Raw genomic sequence first — 17,269 nt, 5'->3', positions numbered from 1 at the left:
CCGTCACCGCGCGGCCAGGTACTCCTCCACTCCCGGAGCCTCGTGCGCCTCCTCCTCGTTCACCACGCCGCCGACCGCCTTGGCGTCCGGCTTGAGCACGTACGTCCTGACGCCGGCGGGGCGGTCGACGTCGGAGAAGTTCTGCGGGGTGCCGAGGCCGGTGTCGGCGTTCGTCTGCGACCGGTGCGCCTTGACGACGTCCTCACGGGTGAGGCCGCCCGCCTCGCAGGCCTTCTTCAGGTCGGCGCCCATGAGCTGGGCGGCGTTGTACCCGGACAGCACGCCGGAGTCGACCGGTGAGTCCGGGTACTTCTTCCGGTACGACGCCACCATGTCCTTCACACCGGGCAGGTCGGAGCTGACCGCGGGGGCGGCGCTCACCACGTTCAGCATCGCCGCCAGGGCCGGCGCGGCGGGGGTCTTCATCAGCTGGGGCGCGAAGCCGGGTGCGCTGCTGACGACGGGGACCTTCAGGCCGCGGGAGGCCGCGACGCCGACGAGGGAGGCCGTCTGCGCGGGGCCGGCGCTGATCAGGACGGCCTTCACGCCCTCCTTGCGCAGTGCCGAGACCTGGGCGGACAGGTCGGTGTCCGTCGCCTTGATCTTCTGTCCGGTCACCTTCAGACCGGCCTTCTCCGCGGCCCAGGTGGAACCTTCCAGCGCGTTGGCCCCGTAGTCGCCCTCGAAGTAGACGTGGCCGACGGTGTCGCCCTTCTTCAGGCCCTTGGTGCGGGTGAGGAACTCCACCGCGGCGATCATGTCGACGTCGTAGGTGGTGCCCAGCACCTGGATGGCGTCCTTGCCGAGCAGGGAGGCCGCCCAGGCCTGCGGGAAGGTGAGCATCTTGTCGCGTTCGATGTCGTCGAGCAGCGCCGCGACCACCGGGGAGCCGATGACCTGGGGAAGGGCCACGACGTCGGGGGCGATGTCGGCGTACGCGGTGACCGCCTTCTGCACGTCGTAGCCGTGGTCCTTGACAACGATCTCGACCTTGCGGTCGCAGATGCCGCCGTCGGCGTTGACCTCGTCGGCCCACATCTGCTGGGCCTGCACGATGCTCTTGCCGAGCGTGGCGTAGGGGCCGGTCAGGTCGGTGAGCGCGCCCAGCTTGATGGTGCCGGCGCCGACGCCGGGCCCGGTGCGGACGCCGTCGGCGGCCTCGCCGCCCTTGTCGCCGCCCTCCGCCTTGGAGCTGCATCCGGTGGCCGCGAGCAGCAGGGCGAGTGCGCCGGCGAGGACGGTCCCGGCGGTGCGGTGCCGGGTGCGGTGCGTGGTGTTCACGGGGTGTGCTCCTTGGATCGTGCGGCTGCGGCCGGTTCCGGGGGCGTGGGGGCGGTGGTGGGCGGTGCGGGGGCGGGGGACCGGCGGCGCCGCAGACGGTCCCGGGCCCTGCGGGCCAGGCCGTGCAGGCCGTCGGGTGCGTACAGCAGGACGAGGACGATGGCGGCGCCGTAGAGGTAGCGGGCCACCTCGGTGGGGCCCACGGTGCCCTCGGTGGAGCCGGGGGCGGCCACCAGCGGGAGCTGGTCGGCGTAGCGGGTCATCAGCAGCGGGAGCGCGGTGACGAACACGGCGCCGGCGGTGGCTCCGGCGACGGAACCGAGTCCGCCGATGACGATCATGGCGAGATAGTCGACGGAGAGGGCGAGGGAGAAGTAGTCCGGGACGACGCGGCGGAAGGCGAGCGCCAGGAGCACTCCCGCGAGGCCGGCGTACATCGACGAGACCACGAAGGCCGCGGAGCGGTGCCGGGCGACGTCGACGCCCATCACGGCGGCCGCGGTCTCGCTGTCGCGCAGGGCGGCCAGCGCCCGGCCGGGACGTCCGCGCAGCAGGCCTCGGGCGGAGAACCAGGTGAATGCGAACAGGGCCAGGCCCAGGAACCACAGCCGTTCCTCCGAGCCGAACGGGACGCCCAGAACGGTGAGTTCGGGCTCGCTCTCCGCGAAGGTGAACCCGCCGAGGCTCAGCGGGGGAACGGAGCGGCCGTTGAAGCCGCCGGTGACGGAGTCGGCGGTCAGCAGGACGTGGTGGCCGAGGAAGACCAGGGCGAGGGTCGCGATGCCGAGGTAGATGCCCTTGACGCGGGCGGCGACGGGACTGAACAGCCCGCCCGCCGCTCCGGCGAGCAGCACCGCGAGGAGCGCGGCGAGCGCGGGCGGCAGTCCAGGCCCGGGTTCGCCCGCCAGCCAGGCATAGCCGTAGGCGCCGACGGCGAGGAAGAAGGCGTGCCCGAGGGAGAGTTGTCCCGCGGTGCCGCTGAGCAGGGCGAGACCGACGGCGCCGATGGCCGCTGCCATGGAGAACAGGCCGATGCGCAGCCAGAAGGCGTCCAGGTAGAACGGCGGCAGGCACAGGACCGCGGCGAGCAGCAGGAGCCGCGCCCTTCGGCGGGTCAGGGCCGCGGGAAGCCGGTCAGACACGGGCCGCTCCCTTCGCGCCGAACAGTCCGGTGGGCCGGACGAGGAGCACCAGCAGCATCACCGCGTACGGCGCCACGTCGCCGAACCCTTCGCCGAGGACGTGCAGTTCGGACTGGTAGCCGACGACGAGCGCCTCGGTCAGGCCGATGATGAGGCTGCCCGCGAGGGCGCCGGCGGGGGAGGCGAGTCCGCCGAGGATGGCGGCGGGGAAGGCGTTGAGCGCGATCTGGCCGGTGGTGCGTTCGAGGCCCGGCGCGGGGAACGCGGCGAGGAACACGGCGGCCAGCGCCGCGAGCGCGCCCGCCAGGCACCAGGCGCCCGCGCGGACCCGGCCGAGCCGTACGCCCATGAGCGCGGCGGCCTCCAGGTCCTCGGCCGCCGCCCGCAGGGACAGCCCCCAGGAGGTGAAACGGAACAGGGCGAAGACCGCGCCGATGACCACGGCCGACACCACGATCGCGGCGAGCCGGCTGTCGGCGACGGTCAGCGGACCGAGTTCGGTCACGGCGTCGCCCCACGGGTCGCCGAGCGACAGCAGGTCGCCGCCGATGCGCCGGGCCAGGTCGGTGAGCAGGACGATGTCGATGCCGATGGTGACGATGGTCTGCACGTGCGCGGAGTGGGCGTCCTGGCCGCCGCGCTGCAGCAGGAAGCGGTCGAGCGCGCCGGCCAGGGCGGCCGTGGCGAGCACCGCCAGTGCCAGCGCCCCGGCGAAGCCGAGGTGGTCGTGGAGGACGGCGATGAGGTAGCCGCCGAAGAGGAGCAGGGAGCCGTGGGCGAAGTTGAGGACGCCCGAGGCCTTGAAGATGACGACGAAGCCGAGGGCGACCAGCGCGTAGACCGCGCCGAGTGCCAGCCCGCCGAGGAGATGGTCGAGAAACCCGGTCATGCCGCGTCCTCCCCTGGTGTGTCGGTTCCGAGGTAGGCGCGCAGCACCTCGGGGTCCTGCCGGACCTCGTCGGGGGTGCCGTGGGCGATGGGCCTGCCGAAGTCCAGCACGGTGACGTCGTCGGCGAGGCGCATGACGAGACCCATGTCGTGCTCGACGAGGACGATGGACAGGCCGAGTTCGGCGCGCAGTTCGCCCACGACCTCGGCGGTGCGGGCGCGTTCGGCGGCGTTCATGCCGGCCACGGGTTCGTCGAGGAGCAGCACGCGGGGCTCCAGGCAGAGGGCACGGGCGAGTTCGACGCGCTTGCGGTCGCCGTACGACAGCAGGGCGACCGGGCTGTCGAAGTGGCGTGCCAGGCCGGTGAGTCCGGCGATCTCCCGGGCACGGTCGAGATGGTCGCGCTGCTCGCGCCGGGCACTCGGCAGGCGCAGCGCGCTGGCGGCGAAACCGGCGCGGGACAGGGCGTGGCGGCCGAGCATGAGGTTGTCGGCGACCGTGCCGTGGGTCGTGACGATGTTCTGGAAGGTGCGGGCCACGCCGAGCGCGGCGATCCGGTGCGGGGCGAGCCGGATCAGTTCGGTGTCGCCGAGCGTCACCGTTCCCGCGGCGGGACGGCACAGGCCGGACAGCACGTTGAAGCAGGTGGACTTCCCGGCGCCGTTGGGGCCGATGAGCGCGTGCACCGAGCCGGGCGCGACGGTGAAGGAGACGTCGTCGAGTGCGGTGAGGCCGGCGAAGCGGACGGTGACGTCCCGTACCTCGAGCACGGGCGGTGCGGTGGTGGTGCGGTCGTTCACGCCGCCCCCTGGTCCTCGGCGGACTCGCCCAGGTAGAGGCGGCGTACGGCGTCGGTGCGGGCGAGTTCGCCGGCGGGGCCGGACAGGCGGGTCTCGCCGACCTCCAGGACGTGCGCGTGGTCGGCGAGGGAGAGCGCCATGCCGGCGTTCTGCTCGACGAGGAGGACGGCGGTGCCCTGGGCGTTGATCTCGCGGATCACCTCGGCGATCCGGTCCACCATTCGCGGCGCGAGGCCGAGGGAGGGTTCGTCGAGGAGCAGCAGGCGCGGGGCGGCCATCAGGGACCGGCCGATGGCGAGCATCTGCTGTTCGCCGCCGGAGAGCAGTCCGGCCGCCTGGTGGGTGCGTTCGGCGAGCCGGGGGAAGAGCGCGAAGACCCGTTCGCGGGCCTCCTGGACCTGGGCGCGTCCGCGCCGGCCGAGGCCGAGTCCGCCGGAGCGGAGGTTCTCGTCGACCGAGAGTCCGGCGAAGACCCGCCGCCCCTCGGGAACCTGGACGACTCCGGCCCGTACCGCCGCGACGGGGTCCCTGCCGTCGAGCACCGTCTCGCCGTAGCGGATGCGGCCGGCCGTGATCGCGCCGCGGTGCAGGCGCAACGTGCCGGACACCGCCCGCAGCAGGGTCGTCTTGCCGGCGCCGTTGGCGCCGAGCAGCGCCACGACGGCGCCGGACGGCACGGTCAGGGACACGGAACGGAGAGCGGACAGCGCGCGCCCGTACGTGACGTCGACGTTCTCGACGTGCAGTGCGGGCGGGCCGTCCGGTGGTGCTTCGAGCATCACGGCTCCTCGGGGCCGCGCCGCGGGGGCGGCGACGGCTTCGGGGGAAGGGGAGCTCACGACAGCACGGGCCGGACCGGCCGGGACACCCTTCCGGGCCTGCTCGCTGCGGCGTACCAACGGGCGCGGGCGGGCGTTGTGCGGGTGCCCATGCCCCTGGGGCAGCACGATCGCCCGCGGTCCCGCGGGGCCGGCGGCGCACCGGGGTGTGGGCGGTCAGGGCCAGGCTCGGGCCACGGGGGCGGGAGAGCGAGCGGCCCCGTTCGAAGCGGCGGAGGTGCTTGGGGAACGTGTTGCGCGGGTGCTTGGGCCCCGGGGAGGCGCGGTTGCCCGCGGCCCCCGCGGGGTCAGCGCCGCAGGAGGGCGTGCGCCGTCAGGGCCAGGCTCACCTCGACCAGGTCCGAGGGGCGGGAGAGCGAGCGGCCCGTGAGCTGTTCGAAGCGGCGGAGGCGGTTGAGGACGGTGTTGCGGTGGCAGTACAGGCGCCGGCTCGCCCGCTGGGCGGAGCCGTCACAGGCCAGCCAGGTGGCCAGGGTGTCCAGCAGGACCTCGGCGTCGGCGGGTTCGAGCCGGTCGAGGGGCCCGAGGAGCCGTTCGGCCAGTGCGGTGCCGAGTTCGGGACTCGAGGCGACCAGCGCCGCCGGCAGGTGCTCGGTGAGGCGGACCGTGCCGCCCGACCCGGGGCACAGACTCAGCGCGGTGTCCGCCAGTCGCCGCGCCTGGCCCACGGCGGCCAGTCCGTCGACCGCGCTGCTGACGCCCACCCGTGTCCCGGGTGCCTGTTCGTCCGGCACGATCGACTCCTCGCCGTCCTCCACCGGGACGATGCCGTAATCGGCGTCCACACCGGTGTGCCAGTGCACGCGCACACCCGGGGACAGGACCGCCTGGGCACCGGGACAACCGGCGAGCCGGCCGCCGACGGCCGCGACGACCACGTACCGCCCTCGTTCCGGCAGGTCCAGCGCCTGCGCTGCCTCGGGCAGGTCGGCGATCCTGCTCGTACCGTCCAGCAGCGCCGCGGCCAGCAGACGCACCCTGTTCTCCCTGCGCCACGCCAGCTGCCGCTCGGTCTGCCGGTAAGCGTCCGCGACGAGGGTGCAGTGCTCGTCGACGAAGTCCCACACGTCGGACGCCACGTGCACCAGCAGCCGTACGTCCTCGGGGGCCGTCCGCGACGTCTCGTCGACCAGGCCCTGCCACACCAGTGAGCCGCCCAGCCGGAAGGCGTGCAGCAACGCGTCCAGGGGAAGTCCCTGTTCGGCGCGGGTGGCACCGATCTTCCAGGAGCAGCGGCGCGCCGCGTCCCGGGCGCCCCGGGGGTCGAGCAGGGACGTGATGCTGTGCCGCAGCGAGCGGTGCACCTCCTGCCAGGTGGCGGCGGCGTCCCCGTCCACCGCGGTCCGGTAGGCGGGCTCCTGCTCCTGCAGCGCGGCGACCAGCCGGTCGGTGAGCTGGGGCAGGTCGTCCAGCAGGACGCGGGCGGCCCGGTGCAGCACGCGCAGCGCGTCGGCGTCGATCAGCGACCGCACGCGCGGGGTCCTCCGGCGCGGAGCGGGCATGGGTCCGGGGCGAAGCAGGGTACGGGTCCGTACGGCGTGTCGCATCGCGCATCTCCCCCAGGGTCGGCTTCCCGGCGGTGTCCGTGCGGCGGCCCCCGCACCGGCGCCGGGCCGGCCGGGGAGCCCGTGGGCCGGCCGCCGCCGGACTCGTCCTGCCCCGAAGGATGGCATACCGTCCGGTCGGTCCCTAGAGCTGTGCACCGGTCTTTTCCGCCTGCCCGACCAGACGGACCAGCTCGACCCGGGAGCGGACGCCGAGGGTGGCGAACACGTTCCGCAGGTGATAGTCGACGGTGCGGGTGCTCACGGACAGGCTCAGGGCCACCTCACGGTTGGTCGCGCCCTCGGCGACACACCGGGCGATCCGCAGTTGCTGCGGGGTCAGCCGGGACAGGTCCCCGGCCTCGGCGGCCGCCGGGGCGGCGCCGCCCGCCCGCAGTTCGGCGGCGGCCTGCCGGGCCCACTGGTGCGCGCCGCAGCGTTCGAAGCCGATGAGCGCCTCCCCCAGCCGGGCCCGTGCCTCGCGCAGCCGGCGCCGGCGTCGCAGCCACTTGCCGTAGAGCAGTTCCGTGCGCGCCCGCTCGAAGTCACCGGCCGTCTCCTCGTGACGGTCCAGGGCACGCAGGTACAGGGCGTCGGCCGCCTCCGGGCCGGCCAGCAGCGCGCGGCAGCGCAGCAGTTGGGCGGGGGCCTGCGGGTCGGCTCCGCAGGCGGCCCACAGGGCGAAGTCCTCCACCACCGCGGCCGCGTGCTCGGGCCGGCCGGCGAGCGCGGCGGCCTCCACGAAGCAGGGGACGGCGAGCATCCACACCGCGAAGTGGCCGCGCCGCGCACCGGGGCGGACCAGCGCGCCCAGCCGGTCCGCGGCCTCACCCGGGCGGCCGGCACCGAGGTCGGCGCGGGCCGCGGCCCACTGCGCGAGCGTCGCGGCCTGCGCCAGTCCGTGGCGGCGGGCGGTACGCAGGGCGGCCTCGGCGTGCTCGGCGACGAGCTCCCCGTCCCCCTCGATCGACGCGGCGAGCGCCAGTACGGCGTGGTGGTGGGCGGCCGCGTTCCGCTGGCCGGTCCGCACGGCGGTGCGCAGACCCTCCTCGGCATGGGTACGGGCGAGCTGGTGGTGCCCGGCCCGCAGTTCCGCGTACGCCAGGTACTCCAGCGCCCTGGGTTCCAGGGCCGCGGATCCGAGGGTCCGTGCCGCCGCGAGCGCCCGTGCGCCGGCGCGGCGGGCGGCGGTCACCTCCCCGAGCATGAGCGCGGCGGCGGCGGACCGCAGCAGCAGTTCGGGCTCGTCGGCGCACAGCCCCCGCTCGACGACCCGGCGCAGCGGTCCGGCCGCACGGTCGAACCGTCCCATCAGCACGGCCCGCATGCCGTCGCGGTGGTCGTGGAGCGTGGCCTCGCGCGGGGCGGCGGCTCCGGCGGTCTCCGGCGCGTCGGCGGGCCGAGGCAGGGGGACGGGCCGGGCGGTGGCGTCGGCGAGGGCAGGGGCGGTGTCCGCGGCGAGGACCTCCAGACAGGATGCGGTATCACCCGCGGACCAGGCCGCGTGCGCCGCGCCCAGGGTCGCCGTGGCGGCGGCCTCGCGCCCGGCGGTGGCCAGCAGGGACGCGGCGAGCAGGAAGGACTCACGGGCGTCGTCCACCGGGCCGTCGGCCAGGAGCACCGCGCCCCGCAGGAGTTCCGCTGCGCCGCGTGCGGACGCCGGCGCCGGGCGGTTCCGGGCGGCGTCGAGCAGGCGCAGGGCCTCGGACGGCTGACCGGCGAGGACGGCCTGCTCGGCGGCGGCGGTGTACCGGTGGGCCCGTTCCGTGGCGTCCGTCGTGAGATCGGCGGCCCGGACGAGCGCCGCGCGGCGCAGCCCCGGCGGGAGCACGGCCGGCGGGTCCGCCGCGGCCGCCGCCAGCGCGGCCGCGAGGACGGGGGCGTGGCCCGTGACGGCCCAGGAACGGTGCAGCAGGGCGGGGACGCCGTGGGGGTCGGTCAGGGCCTCGGCCAGTGCGCGGTGGGCGGCGCGCCGTCGCTCGGGCGGCGCACCGGCGTACACCGCCCTGCCCAGCAGTGTGCTGCGGAACCGGAGCCGGCCTCCGGCCAGGGCCAGGACGTCGGGCACCGGGGTTTCCGCATCCGCTCCGGCCGCTCGGCGGACGAGGTCCGCGTCGGCGTCCTGCTCCCCCGTCGCCCGTACGGCTGCCGCCGTCGTCAGCAGCAGTCCGGCCTGCTCCGGCGGTACGCCGGCCGGGCACCCGCCCACGACGCCGGCCAGGGCCTCCCCGTCGGCCAGCGGCCGGGGCAGCGCCCGCCGTCCGCCCAGCTGGGCGGGGGTCAGCCGGTGGACGAGCGCCAGCAGCAGCGCGGGGTTGCCCTCCGCCGCCGTCACCAGTTCCTCGCGCACGGCGGGGTGGACGGCGCCGTCCGTCGCGTCGTCGACCAGCCGTGCCGCGTCCGCGGGTCCGAGCGGGCCGAGCCGCAGCCGGGGCAGCGCCGCGAGCTCCCGGCCGACGGGACGGTGGCCGGCGACCGTGAGGAGCAGCCCCGCCCGGATCCCCGCCGCGTGCACCCGGGCGGCCGCCTGCCCCAGCGCGGCGCGCGACGGCGCGTCCCACCGGTGCACGTCGTCCACGCACACCAGGAGCGGTGACGTGCCGGCCGCCGTGCGCAGGGCCTCGAACAGCTCCTCCCCCGCCGAACCGTTCGGCGCGGGCGCGTCGTGGCCGGCCGCGCGCAGCAGGGCGTGCAGACCGCTCGGACGCCGTGCGGCGGGGGCCGGGCCGGAGCGTACGTGCCACACCGGTCCGGCCCGGAAGGAGCGCGCGGCGTGTTCGAGGAACGCCGTGCGGCCGCAACCGGGTTCACCGGTCACGACACGGACGCCGCCGTCGGTGCGCAGCACGTCCAGCAGCGCGGAGATCACCTGCCGCCGAGAGGTCGTCTGTCCGGTCATCTCGGTGACCTTACTCACACGTAACGTGACAGGGAAGGAACGCGTCCACTCCTCGGTGAACGCTCAACTGTCGCCTCACCAGCGGTTCTTCGCCTGTCACCCTGGGAGACGAGTGTGCCGTGGCCCAAGGCGGCCGGTGCCCGGTGGTGCACACGCACAACGCCGGTGGCGGCCCGCACCGTGTGCGGACCGCCACCGGGTGACCGTCGGGCAGGAGCCCGGGGCTCAGGAGGTGTGCGGGCAGTTCCCCCGTGACTCCTCGATCGTCAGGCTCGGCCGCGGCAGCGGGCACAGGAACTGCTCGTAGCGGGTGTCGTTGTCGATGAACCGCTTCAGCCAGGAAATGCTGTACTTCGCGATCGTCGTGTTCGACGAGTTGGGCGTGAAGTGGGTGGCGCCGTTCAGCTCCAGGTAGGCCCGGTCAAGGGAGGACGGCAGGCCGGTGTAGAGGGGCTCGGCGTGGGTGGAGACCGGGGCCACCGTGTCGCCGTCGGCGCCGAAGATGAGGGTGGGGGTCCGCACCTCGGGCCAGGTCTTGTCGAGGTTCCAGGGCGTGAGCGGGATGGCGGCCTGGAGCGAAGGCCGGTCCTTGGCGGCTTCGAGGCTTCCGCCGCCGCCCATCGAGTGGCCCATGACACCGAGCCGGCTGCTGTCGATGCGGCCGCGGACCGCGCTGCGCTGGGTGAGGTAGTCGAGCGCGGCCAGCAGCTGGTCACCGCGGGAGGCGGGCTGGTCGAGCGTGGTGTTGGTGTCGATCGTGAAGACCACGAAGCCCTGGGAGGCCAGACGGGGCCCCAGCCAGGAGATGGAGGACTCGTAGGCGGTGAAGCCGGGCGAGACGGCGATCGCGCCGAAGGTGCCGTCGGCGGTGCTGGTCGGGTAGTGGATGGTGCCTCCGCCGAAGCCGGTCACGGAGAGCCGGGAGACGGAGACGTCCGACACGGCGTACGGGCCGCGCAGTGCCTCGATGCTCGATTCCGTGGGTGCCGGGCCGCGCTCGTAGGGGTTGTCCGCCGCGTGAGCGCCGGGACCGGTGAGGGTGGTCAGCCCGACGACGGCGGCGAGGGCCGCGGCCAGCCCGGCGAACCGGCCGGTCCCGCGCCTGCGGGTGTGGGGGTGCTGCTGCACGACGAGTGGTCCTCTCTGTCGCGGCGGACCGCCCGGCGGGCACGGGACGATGGCGTGGGTTGGGGCCGTGCCCGGCCGGGGCGCCGCCGATTGACTGGCGGTGCCACTGTCGGAGAGGAGGGGGCGGGTGGGGACCGGCAATATCACCGGTCTCGTGCGCCGTGCCGCCGGCACGCGGCGAAGGCGGCCGCGTCCGGTGCATGCAGCGGAGGGGCGGGGGTACCCGGACGGGTACGGTCACCGTCGGAGTCGGCGCCGACGGTGACCGCTGTGCGCGCGGCGCACGCGTCCCTCACCGTGGGGCGGTGGCGCGCGGCGGATCTGTCACGCCGCGTCGTAGACGTGGGCCCGGCCGCCGGCCCATTTCACCCAGGCCGGGTCGTCCAGCAGCCGTTCGCCCTCGGGCAGCCCCGCGCGGCGCAGGAACTCCACCACGTCCCGGTCGGAGCCCGCGAGGCCGACGATCTCACCGCGCACGGTCACCCGGCGGCCGCCCGTGCCGAGCGGCGGGTGTACGACGATCGGCGCCTTTCTCACCCTTCCAGCATCCGGCCGGTGCCGCGGACACGCATCCCGGCCCGGCACGTCACCCGACTGGCCCGCACGGCGCGCCGTCCGGGGCCGCGCCGTGCTGGTATGGAAGCGGCCTCCACGCCTACCCGGAGGGAGCTGGGAATGCACGAGATGTGGTGCGGTGCAGACACTTCGGGGGAGCCGGTGTGGCATGTCCTCACCCCGGACAGGACGTCGACGCTGTGCGGGGTGGAGAAGGAGGAGGAGTCGCCGCGCCGTCACACGACGGACCGGCACTGCTTCTCCTGCATGCAGTCGTTCCAGGCCGTCGTGGCGTCCCGCTGAGGACCACGGCACGCTCCGGACCGCCGCGGTTCCTCGCCGGCCGCCCCGTCACCGACCTCAGTGACAGGGGTGGCCGTCGCCGGAGGCCTCCGGCTGCAGTGCCTCCAGACGGCAGAAGCACGACGCCTCGATCGGGACGTCCGCCAGCGCGACCGCCTGCCTGAGCTGTGGGGCGAGGATCGCGGCCTCGCCCGTCCTGCCGGCGCGCAGCAGGCACTCGTGGAACCCGTGCAGCGCCCAGACGTTGTTGGGGTGCTGCAGGGGCCTCGGCAGGGTGTCGTCCAGACCGAGGTCCGCGCGGTAGACGGCCTCGGCCTCGGCGACGCGGCCCTGCTCGAGGAGCAGCGCCCCGTAGGCGTGCCGGGTGGGCTGCATCCAGCCCCAGGGCTCGTCGTAGGGCAGGTTGTCGTCGAGTGCGACGGACCGCTCCAGCGCGGCGAAGGCGGCGTCGTACTCGCCCTTGCGGTAGGCGAGTTCGCCGTCCAGCATCTCCGAGGCGATGGCGAGGATGTCGTGGCAGGTGTTGTTGAACAGCATCCTGGTCCCGGGCACGCGCCGCACCGCCGCGCGGAAGCGCTCCCGTTCGGCCTCGGCCCCGTCGACGGCGCCGGTCGCGGAGAGGGCGACGCCGCGGGCGTAGTGGAGCATGGCGGTGGTCACGCAGTGGAGTCCGGGATCGTCGGGGAACGGCAGCGCCAGGATGTCGTCCCAGCGTCCGAAGCGGATCAGGACGTGGACGCGCATCGCGAGGAACCCCTCCAGCCAGTCGGCCATGGGCGGGCTCTGCACCCGGAGCAGCTTCTCGGGGACGGCGGCCTCGAGCCGTGCGGCGGCGTCCAGGGCCACCTCCGACTGCCCGGCGAACATGGCGCCGTAGATCCGGAAGTGGTGGTTGTGGGCGCGGTAGAGCGTGTAGAAGTTCATGGCGCCCGCGCGTCGGAGGTACTTCTCGTCGGCCGCGACGGCGACGGTGTTGTCCGAGACGACCCTGCGGTAGTCGCCGCACAGCACCTCCAGGTGCGAGGGCATGTGGTGCAGGTGCCCGGCGTCGGGCACGGCGCCGCGCAGGCGGTCGGCGACGGTGAGGGCGGCTTCCGGGGTGGGCGACATCTCCATTAGGTGGATGTACAGGTGGAGGACCCCGGGGTGGCGGGCGCCGGCGTCGGTGGCGAGCGCGCCGTCGAGGACCGCCTTGGCCTCCAGGGTGCGGGCGCCTTCGGCGGGCCGGCCGGTCCCCAGGTCCCACAGCTGCCAGGGGGTGAGGTTCATCAGGGCGTCGGCGCAGAGCGTGGCCACGTCCGGGTCGCCGGGGGCGTTCTCGTACACGGCGAGCATCCGGTCCGCGTACGGCTCGTTCCACACCGAGCAGTCGTCCGCGGCCTCGGCCTGGGGGTAGCGGGCGCGCAGTGCCTCGACGAGGGCCCGCTCCACGGGGGTGGCGTGCGTGGTCCTCGCGTGCGCCCGCTCCACCGCCCCGTGGGTACGTTCGACGGTGTCGGCGAGTTCGTCGCCGTCGAAGGCCTCCCACGGTTTGTTGTAGTTGGGGCCGAGGGCGTAGGCGATGCCCCAGTGCGCCATGGCGCAGTCCGGGTCGGCCTCGGCGGCCTTCTCGAAGCAGGCGACCGCCTCCTCGTGGTTGAAGGCGTACGTCCACATCAGTCCGCGGTCGAACCAGAGTTGGGCGGCGGCGGAGGACGTCGTCACCGGCCGGCGGTAGGGGCCAAGGTCGTAGTAGTCGTCCATGGGTGCCTGCCTCCCGGGAAAGCGACGGACCGCCGCTGCCCCGCCGGCGACGGACGTCCCGTGGGGACGAAATCGACGATAGCGGGGCACAAGCGCTCGCGCAGGCCCTGCGGGGATCCGGCTCCCCGGTGCCGCCCCTGCCGCCTACGCGCTGACGAGGAGCTGCGGCGACAGCACCTTGATCATCGTGTTGGTCCAGCGCATCTGGCGCAGGGTCTGCGGATGGCAGGCGGAGACCAGCTCCAGGAGCCGCTCGTCGCGGGTGGCCTGTGCCGCCTGCGCGAGCATCTCCCAGTGGAGTGAGTTGCGGACGGCGGCCAGGTGCAGGTCCCGCAGGTCGTGCAGCAGGAGCAGTCCGGTCTCCGGACGGCGCCCGAGCGCCTGCGAGGCCTTCTCCCGCAGCGCGGCGAGCGCGCCCGGCGACGGATGGTCGCGGGGGCCGGACAGGTCGAGGCCGTGGTCGCGGCCGAGGGCGGCGAGCCGCGTGGCGTGCTCCCGGGACCAGCGGGCCACGTCGGTGGCGATGTGGTGGAACTCGTGCTCGACGCGATGACGTTCGGCGGCGGCGAGCAGGTCCTGCTCCAGGTCGCGCTCGTCGTCGTGCAGGGTGCGCAGGGTGACGCCGATGCCGCTCATGCCGTGCTTCCCTCGGTCCCGGTGCCGTCCGTGTCCGTCGCGTGCCCCGTGCCGCGCCGGGCGACCAGCGTCATGCGCGCGGCGGCCGTCTTGAACAGGGGCTGCTTGGAGAGGGGGTCCCAGTCGGTGATGGTGGTCTCGTTGGCCGCGCGCCCGGGGCCGTCGTCGGGCGGACGGTACCCCTGGGGGGTGTCCCAGTAGCCGTAGTGGAACGGCACGAAGACCACGCCGTCACGGATCGCCGTGGTCCGCAGACGGGCCCGGATCGCTCCGCGCGGGGTGGCGACCTGGACCAGGTCGCCGTCGGACAGACCCTGTGCGGCGGCCTCCGCGGGCGAGATCTCCGCCCACACGTCCGGCGCGGCGGCGTTCAGTTCGGGCGCGCGGCCGGTCTTGGTGCGCGTGTGGAAGTGGTAGACCGTGCGGCCGGTGATCAGCTGGAGGGGGTACCCGGGTGAGCGGTCCTCGTGGGGCGGGAGGTACTCGGCGGCCTTGATCACCGCCTTGCCCTCCGGGTTGAGGGAGCGGTACTCGACCGGGGTGACCGTCGCGCCGGTCACCATGTCCTTGCCGTAGCTCTCGCACCGGTCGGGGTGCGCGTAAGCGATGCCGTCGGTGTAGAGGCGTGCGGTGCCGTCGGGGGCGTCCTCGGTGCAGGGCCACTGGATGCCGCTGCCCGTCGTCCGCAGTTTCTCGTAGCTGAGGCCGGTGTAGTCGCAGGGGCGTCCGGCGCTGCACCGCTGCCAGGCGGCGAACGCGCCCTGGGGGTCCCGCCAGCCGATCAGGGGGGCGCCGTCCTTGTCGCGGAAGTCCATGCGGGCGGCGAAGTCGAGGAAGATGTCGAGGTCGGCCCGGGCCTCGCCGGGCGGTTCGACGGCCTTCTCCGAGAGATGGACGGTGCGGTCGGCATTGGTGAACGTGCCGGTCTTCTCGCCCCAGGTCCCCGCCGGCAGGACGACGTCGGCGAGCTGGGCGGTCTCGGTGAGGAACAGGTCCTGCACCACCACGAACAGCCGTTCCTGGGCGAGGACGGAACGGATCCTGGCGAGTTCGGGCAGGGAGACGGCCGGGTTGGTGCCGCTGATCCACAGCATGCCGAGCGAGCCCTGCTCGGCGTAGCGGAACATCTGCATCGCGTGGGTGGGAGGCCCGTAGTGCGGGATGTCGTCCGGCTCCACGTTCCAGATCTCGGCGAGCTCCGCCACGTGCTGGTCGTTCTGCCAGTTGCGGAAGCCCGGCAGGTCGCCGTTCGCACCGCACTCGCGGGTGTTCTCGGCGGTGGGCTGGCCGTTCATCTGGAGCAGCCCGCAGCCGGGCCGGCCGAGCATGCCCCGGATCAGGTGCAGGTTGTTGACCTGGACGGCGGCGGCGGAGGCCTGGTGGGACTGGTAGACGCCCTGCAGGACCGTGGACAGCAGCCGCCGCGCGCCGCCGAGGAGCTCCGCGGCGCGTTCGATCTGCGCGGCGGGGACGTCGCAGATCTCCGCGGCCCACGTCGGGGTGCACGCCTCGACGCGGGAGACGAGCTCGTCGAAGCCGACGGTGTGCGCGCCGATGTAGTCGTGGTCGATCCGGCCGGTGCGGATGATCTCGTGCAGCAGGGCGTTGAGCAGCGCGACGTTGGTGCCGGGGCGCGGCGCCAGGTGCACGTCGGCGCGCCGGGCGACGGGCGTGTACCGGGGGTCGACGCACAGCAGACGGGGCGGATCGGAGCCCTCCAGACGGTCCAGCATGCGCATCCACAGCACCGTCTGGGTCTCCGCCGCGTTGTGACCGAACAGGGCGATGGTGTCGGCGTGGTCGATGTCCTCGTAGGAGCCGGGCTGGCCGTCGGAGCCGAAGCTCTCCTTCAGGGCCTCGGCGGCCGTCGCGGTGCACAGCCGGGTGTTGCCGTCCAGGTGGTTGGTGCGGACGCCGGCGTGGGCGAGCACGGCGAGGGTGTAGTACTCCTCGAGGAAGAGCTGCCCGGTGGTGTAGAAGCCGACGGCCCCGGGTCCCCGTTCGTCCAGCAGGGTCCTGGTCCGGGACGCGATCCGGTCCATGGCGGTGTCCCAGTCCGACTCCACCAGCCGCCCGTCCTCCCGGACGAGGGGCCGGGTGAGGCGGTCCGGTGAGTGGTTGGCCTGCCAGCCGTAGAGGTCCTTGGGGCCGAGCCGTCCGCGGTTCACCCGGTCCGCCGCCCGGCCCCGGACGCCCACGATCCGCCCGCCGCGCACCGCGATGTCCATCGCGTCGCCGTTGGAGTGCAGGAGGGAGGCGGACCGCACCCACCGTTCCACGTCCTCCTCGCGGACCCCGTCCGCCAGGTGCAGGTCGGTGCGGGCCGGCCACGGGGTGCCGGGCGCGTAAGGGGTCCGCGCTCCCCAGGGGCGCGCGATCCGGTCCGTCGAGCTGTCCAAGGTCCGACCTCCCACGGGAAACGGCATCAGGTGCACGGGTACCCCGCCGCCACACCGCCAGACGCTCGCACCGCGCTTTCACTCGAACACCGAACGTGACGCGGAGGAGTCGAACACCATTCCTTCGCGGCCTCATTTCCCGACCGGCTGGCCGGGGCCGCGTGGCGCTCCCTAGGATGTACTCCCTGTCCAGCCAGTCCAGTTGGCGCGGCACTCCGCAGGGGGAACGATGCACACCGGTAAGCAGCTGTCCACCGAGATCGACGCAACCGTGCCGACGGCCGCGCGTATGTACGACTACTACCTGGGGGGCAAGGACAACTACGCGGCGGACCGCGCCGCGACCGAGGAACTCGACAAGGTGGTGCCCAGCACCCGCCGCCTGGCCCTGAACAACCGGCGCTTCCTGCAGCGGGTGGTCCGCACACTCACCCAGGAGTACGGGATCCGGCAGTACCTGGACCACGGCTCCGGCCTGCCCACCCAGGACAACGTCCACCAGGTCGCGCAGCGCATCGATCCGAGCACACACGTGGTGTACGTCGACAACGACCCGATGGTGCTGGTCCACGGCCGTGCCCTGCTGGAGCAGGACGAGCGCACCGTGGTCATACAGGCCGACATGCGCGAGACCGACGGGATCTTCGGGCACCCCGAGACCCAGCGGCTGATCGACTTCTCCGAGCCGGTCTGCGTGCTGTTCAACTCGGTCTTCCACTGCATCCCCGACAGCGACACCGACGGTCCGCTCGCCTTGGCACGCCGGGTGCGCGAACGGCTGGCGCCGGGCAGCTTCATGGTGATGTGCCAGCTGGTCAGTGAGGATCCCGAGTTGCGCGAGTTCGTCACGAACTTCATGGACCAGGCGACGCAGGGGCACTGGGGCCGGGTGCGTGAACCGAAGGACGTCGAGAGCTACTTCGAGGAACTGGAGATCCTCGAGCCGGGGCTGGTGGAGGTGTCCACGTGGCGCCCGGACACGGAGGTCGCGCCGCGTCAGCTCACCCAGGAATGGATCGAGTTCGGCGGTGTCGGCCGGCTCCCGCTGTAGCCCCTCCCGGCGACGCGACGCCCCTCGCCGGTCCGCTGGAAGGATCCGGTCAGGGGCGTC

The 17,269-nt window shown here is 74.0% G+C and carries 14 protein-coding genes; 2 read left to right on the top strand and 12 right to left on the bottom strand.

What is annotated here, in order from left to right; all coding sequences use genetic code 11:
* Nucleotides 1-3: 3 nt before the first annotated feature.
* From BU52_RS04610 to BU52_RS04570, 9 genes are all read right to left on the bottom strand, one after another.
* On the bottom strand, nt 4-1,281 hold the full coding sequence (locus BU52_RS04610) for an ABC transporter substrate-binding protein (protein ID WP_037928470.1): 1,278 nt from the start codon (nt 1,279-1,281) through the stop codon (nt 4-6).
* Complete coding sequence (locus BU52_RS04605) at nt 1,278-2,423, bottom strand: branched-chain amino acid ABC transporter permease (RefSeq protein WP_037928466.1); 1,146 nt, start codon at nt 2,421-2,423, stop codon at nt 1,278-1,280. Before BU52_RS04605 ends, BU52_RS04610 begins: the two co-directional genes overlap by 4 nt.
* Nucleotides 2,416-3,312, bottom strand: coding sequence for a branched-chain amino acid ABC transporter permease (locus BU52_RS04600; RefSeq protein ID WP_037928463.1), 897 nt, complete (start codon nt 3,310-3,312; stop codon nt 2,416-2,418). The genes BU52_RS04605 and BU52_RS04600 overlap by 8 nt, the downstream gene beginning before the upstream one ends.
* The gene (locus tag BU52_RS04595) at nt 3,309-4,112 is read right to left on the bottom strand and encodes an ABC transporter ATP-binding protein (RefSeq protein WP_037928460.1); all 804 of its coding nucleotides are present in this window, start codon (nt 4,110-4,112) and stop codon (nt 3,309-3,311) included. The genes BU52_RS04600 and BU52_RS04595 overlap by 4 nt, the downstream gene beginning before the upstream one ends.
* The gene (locus tag BU52_RS04590; RefSeq protein WP_037928458.1) at nt 4,109-4,891 is read right to left on the bottom strand and encodes an ABC transporter ATP-binding protein; all 783 of its coding nucleotides are present in this window, start codon (nt 4,889-4,891) and stop codon (nt 4,109-4,111) included. Before BU52_RS04590 ends, BU52_RS04595 begins: the two co-directional genes overlap by 4 nt.
* Nucleotides 4,892-5,238: 347 nt before the next feature.
* Nucleotides 5,239-6,498: a helix-turn-helix domain-containing protein gene (locus BU52_RS04585; RefSeq protein ID WP_037928455.1), complete on the bottom strand. Its 1,260-nt coding sequence runs from the start codon at nt 6,496-6,498 to the stop codon at nt 5,239-5,241.
* A gap of 142 nt (nt 6,499-6,640) precedes the next feature.
* Nucleotides 6,641-9,394 (bottom strand): helix-turn-helix transcriptional regulator, encoded by a 2,754-nt coding sequence (locus tag BU52_RS04580; RefSeq protein ID WP_037928888.1) that lies wholly within the window; start codon nt 9,392-9,394, stop codon nt 6,641-6,643.
* Between the two features lie 225 nt (nt 9,395-9,619).
* Nucleotides 9,620-10,522, bottom strand: a complete 903-nt coding sequence (gene bdeA / locus BU52_RS04575) for a bis(hydroxyethyl) terephthalate hydrolase (protein WP_037928452.1) — start codon at nt 10,520-10,522, stop codon at nt 9,620-9,622.
* 324 nt (nt 10,523-10,846) lie between these two features.
* Complete coding sequence (locus BU52_RS04570; RefSeq protein ID WP_037928451.1) at nt 10,847-11,059, bottom strand: hypothetical protein; 213 nt, start codon at nt 11,057-11,059, stop codon at nt 10,847-10,849.
* Nucleotides 11,060-11,197: 138 nt separating this feature from the next.
* Here BU52_RS04570 and BU52_RS04565 point away from each other — a divergent pair, with 138 nt between their 5' ends.
* Nucleotides 11,198-11,380, top strand: a complete 183-nt coding sequence (locus BU52_RS04565; RefSeq protein ID WP_235216254.1) for a hypothetical protein — start codon at nt 11,198-11,200, stop codon at nt 11,378-11,380.
* Between the two features lie 57 nt (nt 11,381-11,437).
* Here the strand turns inward: BU52_RS04565 and BU52_RS04560 are convergent, their stop codons facing one another.
* The 3 genes from BU52_RS04560 to BU52_RS04550 all read right to left on the bottom strand — a co-directional run bounded on the left by BU52_RS04560 (nt 11,438) and on the right by BU52_RS04550 (nt 16,158).
* Complete coding sequence (locus tag BU52_RS04560; protein WP_037928446.1) at nt 11,438-13,123, bottom strand: tetratricopeptide repeat protein; 1,686 nt, start codon at nt 13,121-13,123, stop codon at nt 11,438-11,440.
* A gap of 144 nt (nt 13,124-13,267) precedes the next feature.
* Nucleotides 13,268-13,759, bottom strand: a complete 492-nt coding sequence (locus BU52_RS04555; RefSeq protein WP_037928443.1) for a hypothetical protein — start codon at nt 13,757-13,759, stop codon at nt 13,268-13,270.
* Nucleotides 13,756-16,158 (bottom strand): molybdopterin oxidoreductase family protein, encoded by a 2,403-nt coding sequence (locus BU52_RS04550; protein ID WP_037928440.1) that lies wholly within the window; start codon nt 16,156-16,158, stop codon nt 13,756-13,758. The genes BU52_RS04555 and BU52_RS04550 overlap by 4 nt, the downstream gene beginning before the upstream one ends.
* A gap of 229 nt (nt 16,159-16,387) precedes the next feature.
* Between BU52_RS04550 and BU52_RS04545 the strand changes: the two genes are divergently transcribed.
* Entirely contained in the window at nt 16,388-17,209 is an 822-nt protein-coding gene (locus BU52_RS04545; RefSeq protein WP_037928434.1) for an SAM-dependent methyltransferase, read from the top strand.
* Nucleotides 17,210-17,269: the final 60 nt, after the last annotated feature.

It is taken from the genome of Streptomyces toyocaensis (assembly GCF_000725125.1).
GTDB classification, from domain to species: Bacteria; Actinomycetota; Actinomycetes; order Streptomycetales; family Streptomycetaceae; genus Streptomyces; species Streptomyces toyocaensis.
This window is presented reverse-complemented; position numbering and strand designations above follow the sequence as displayed.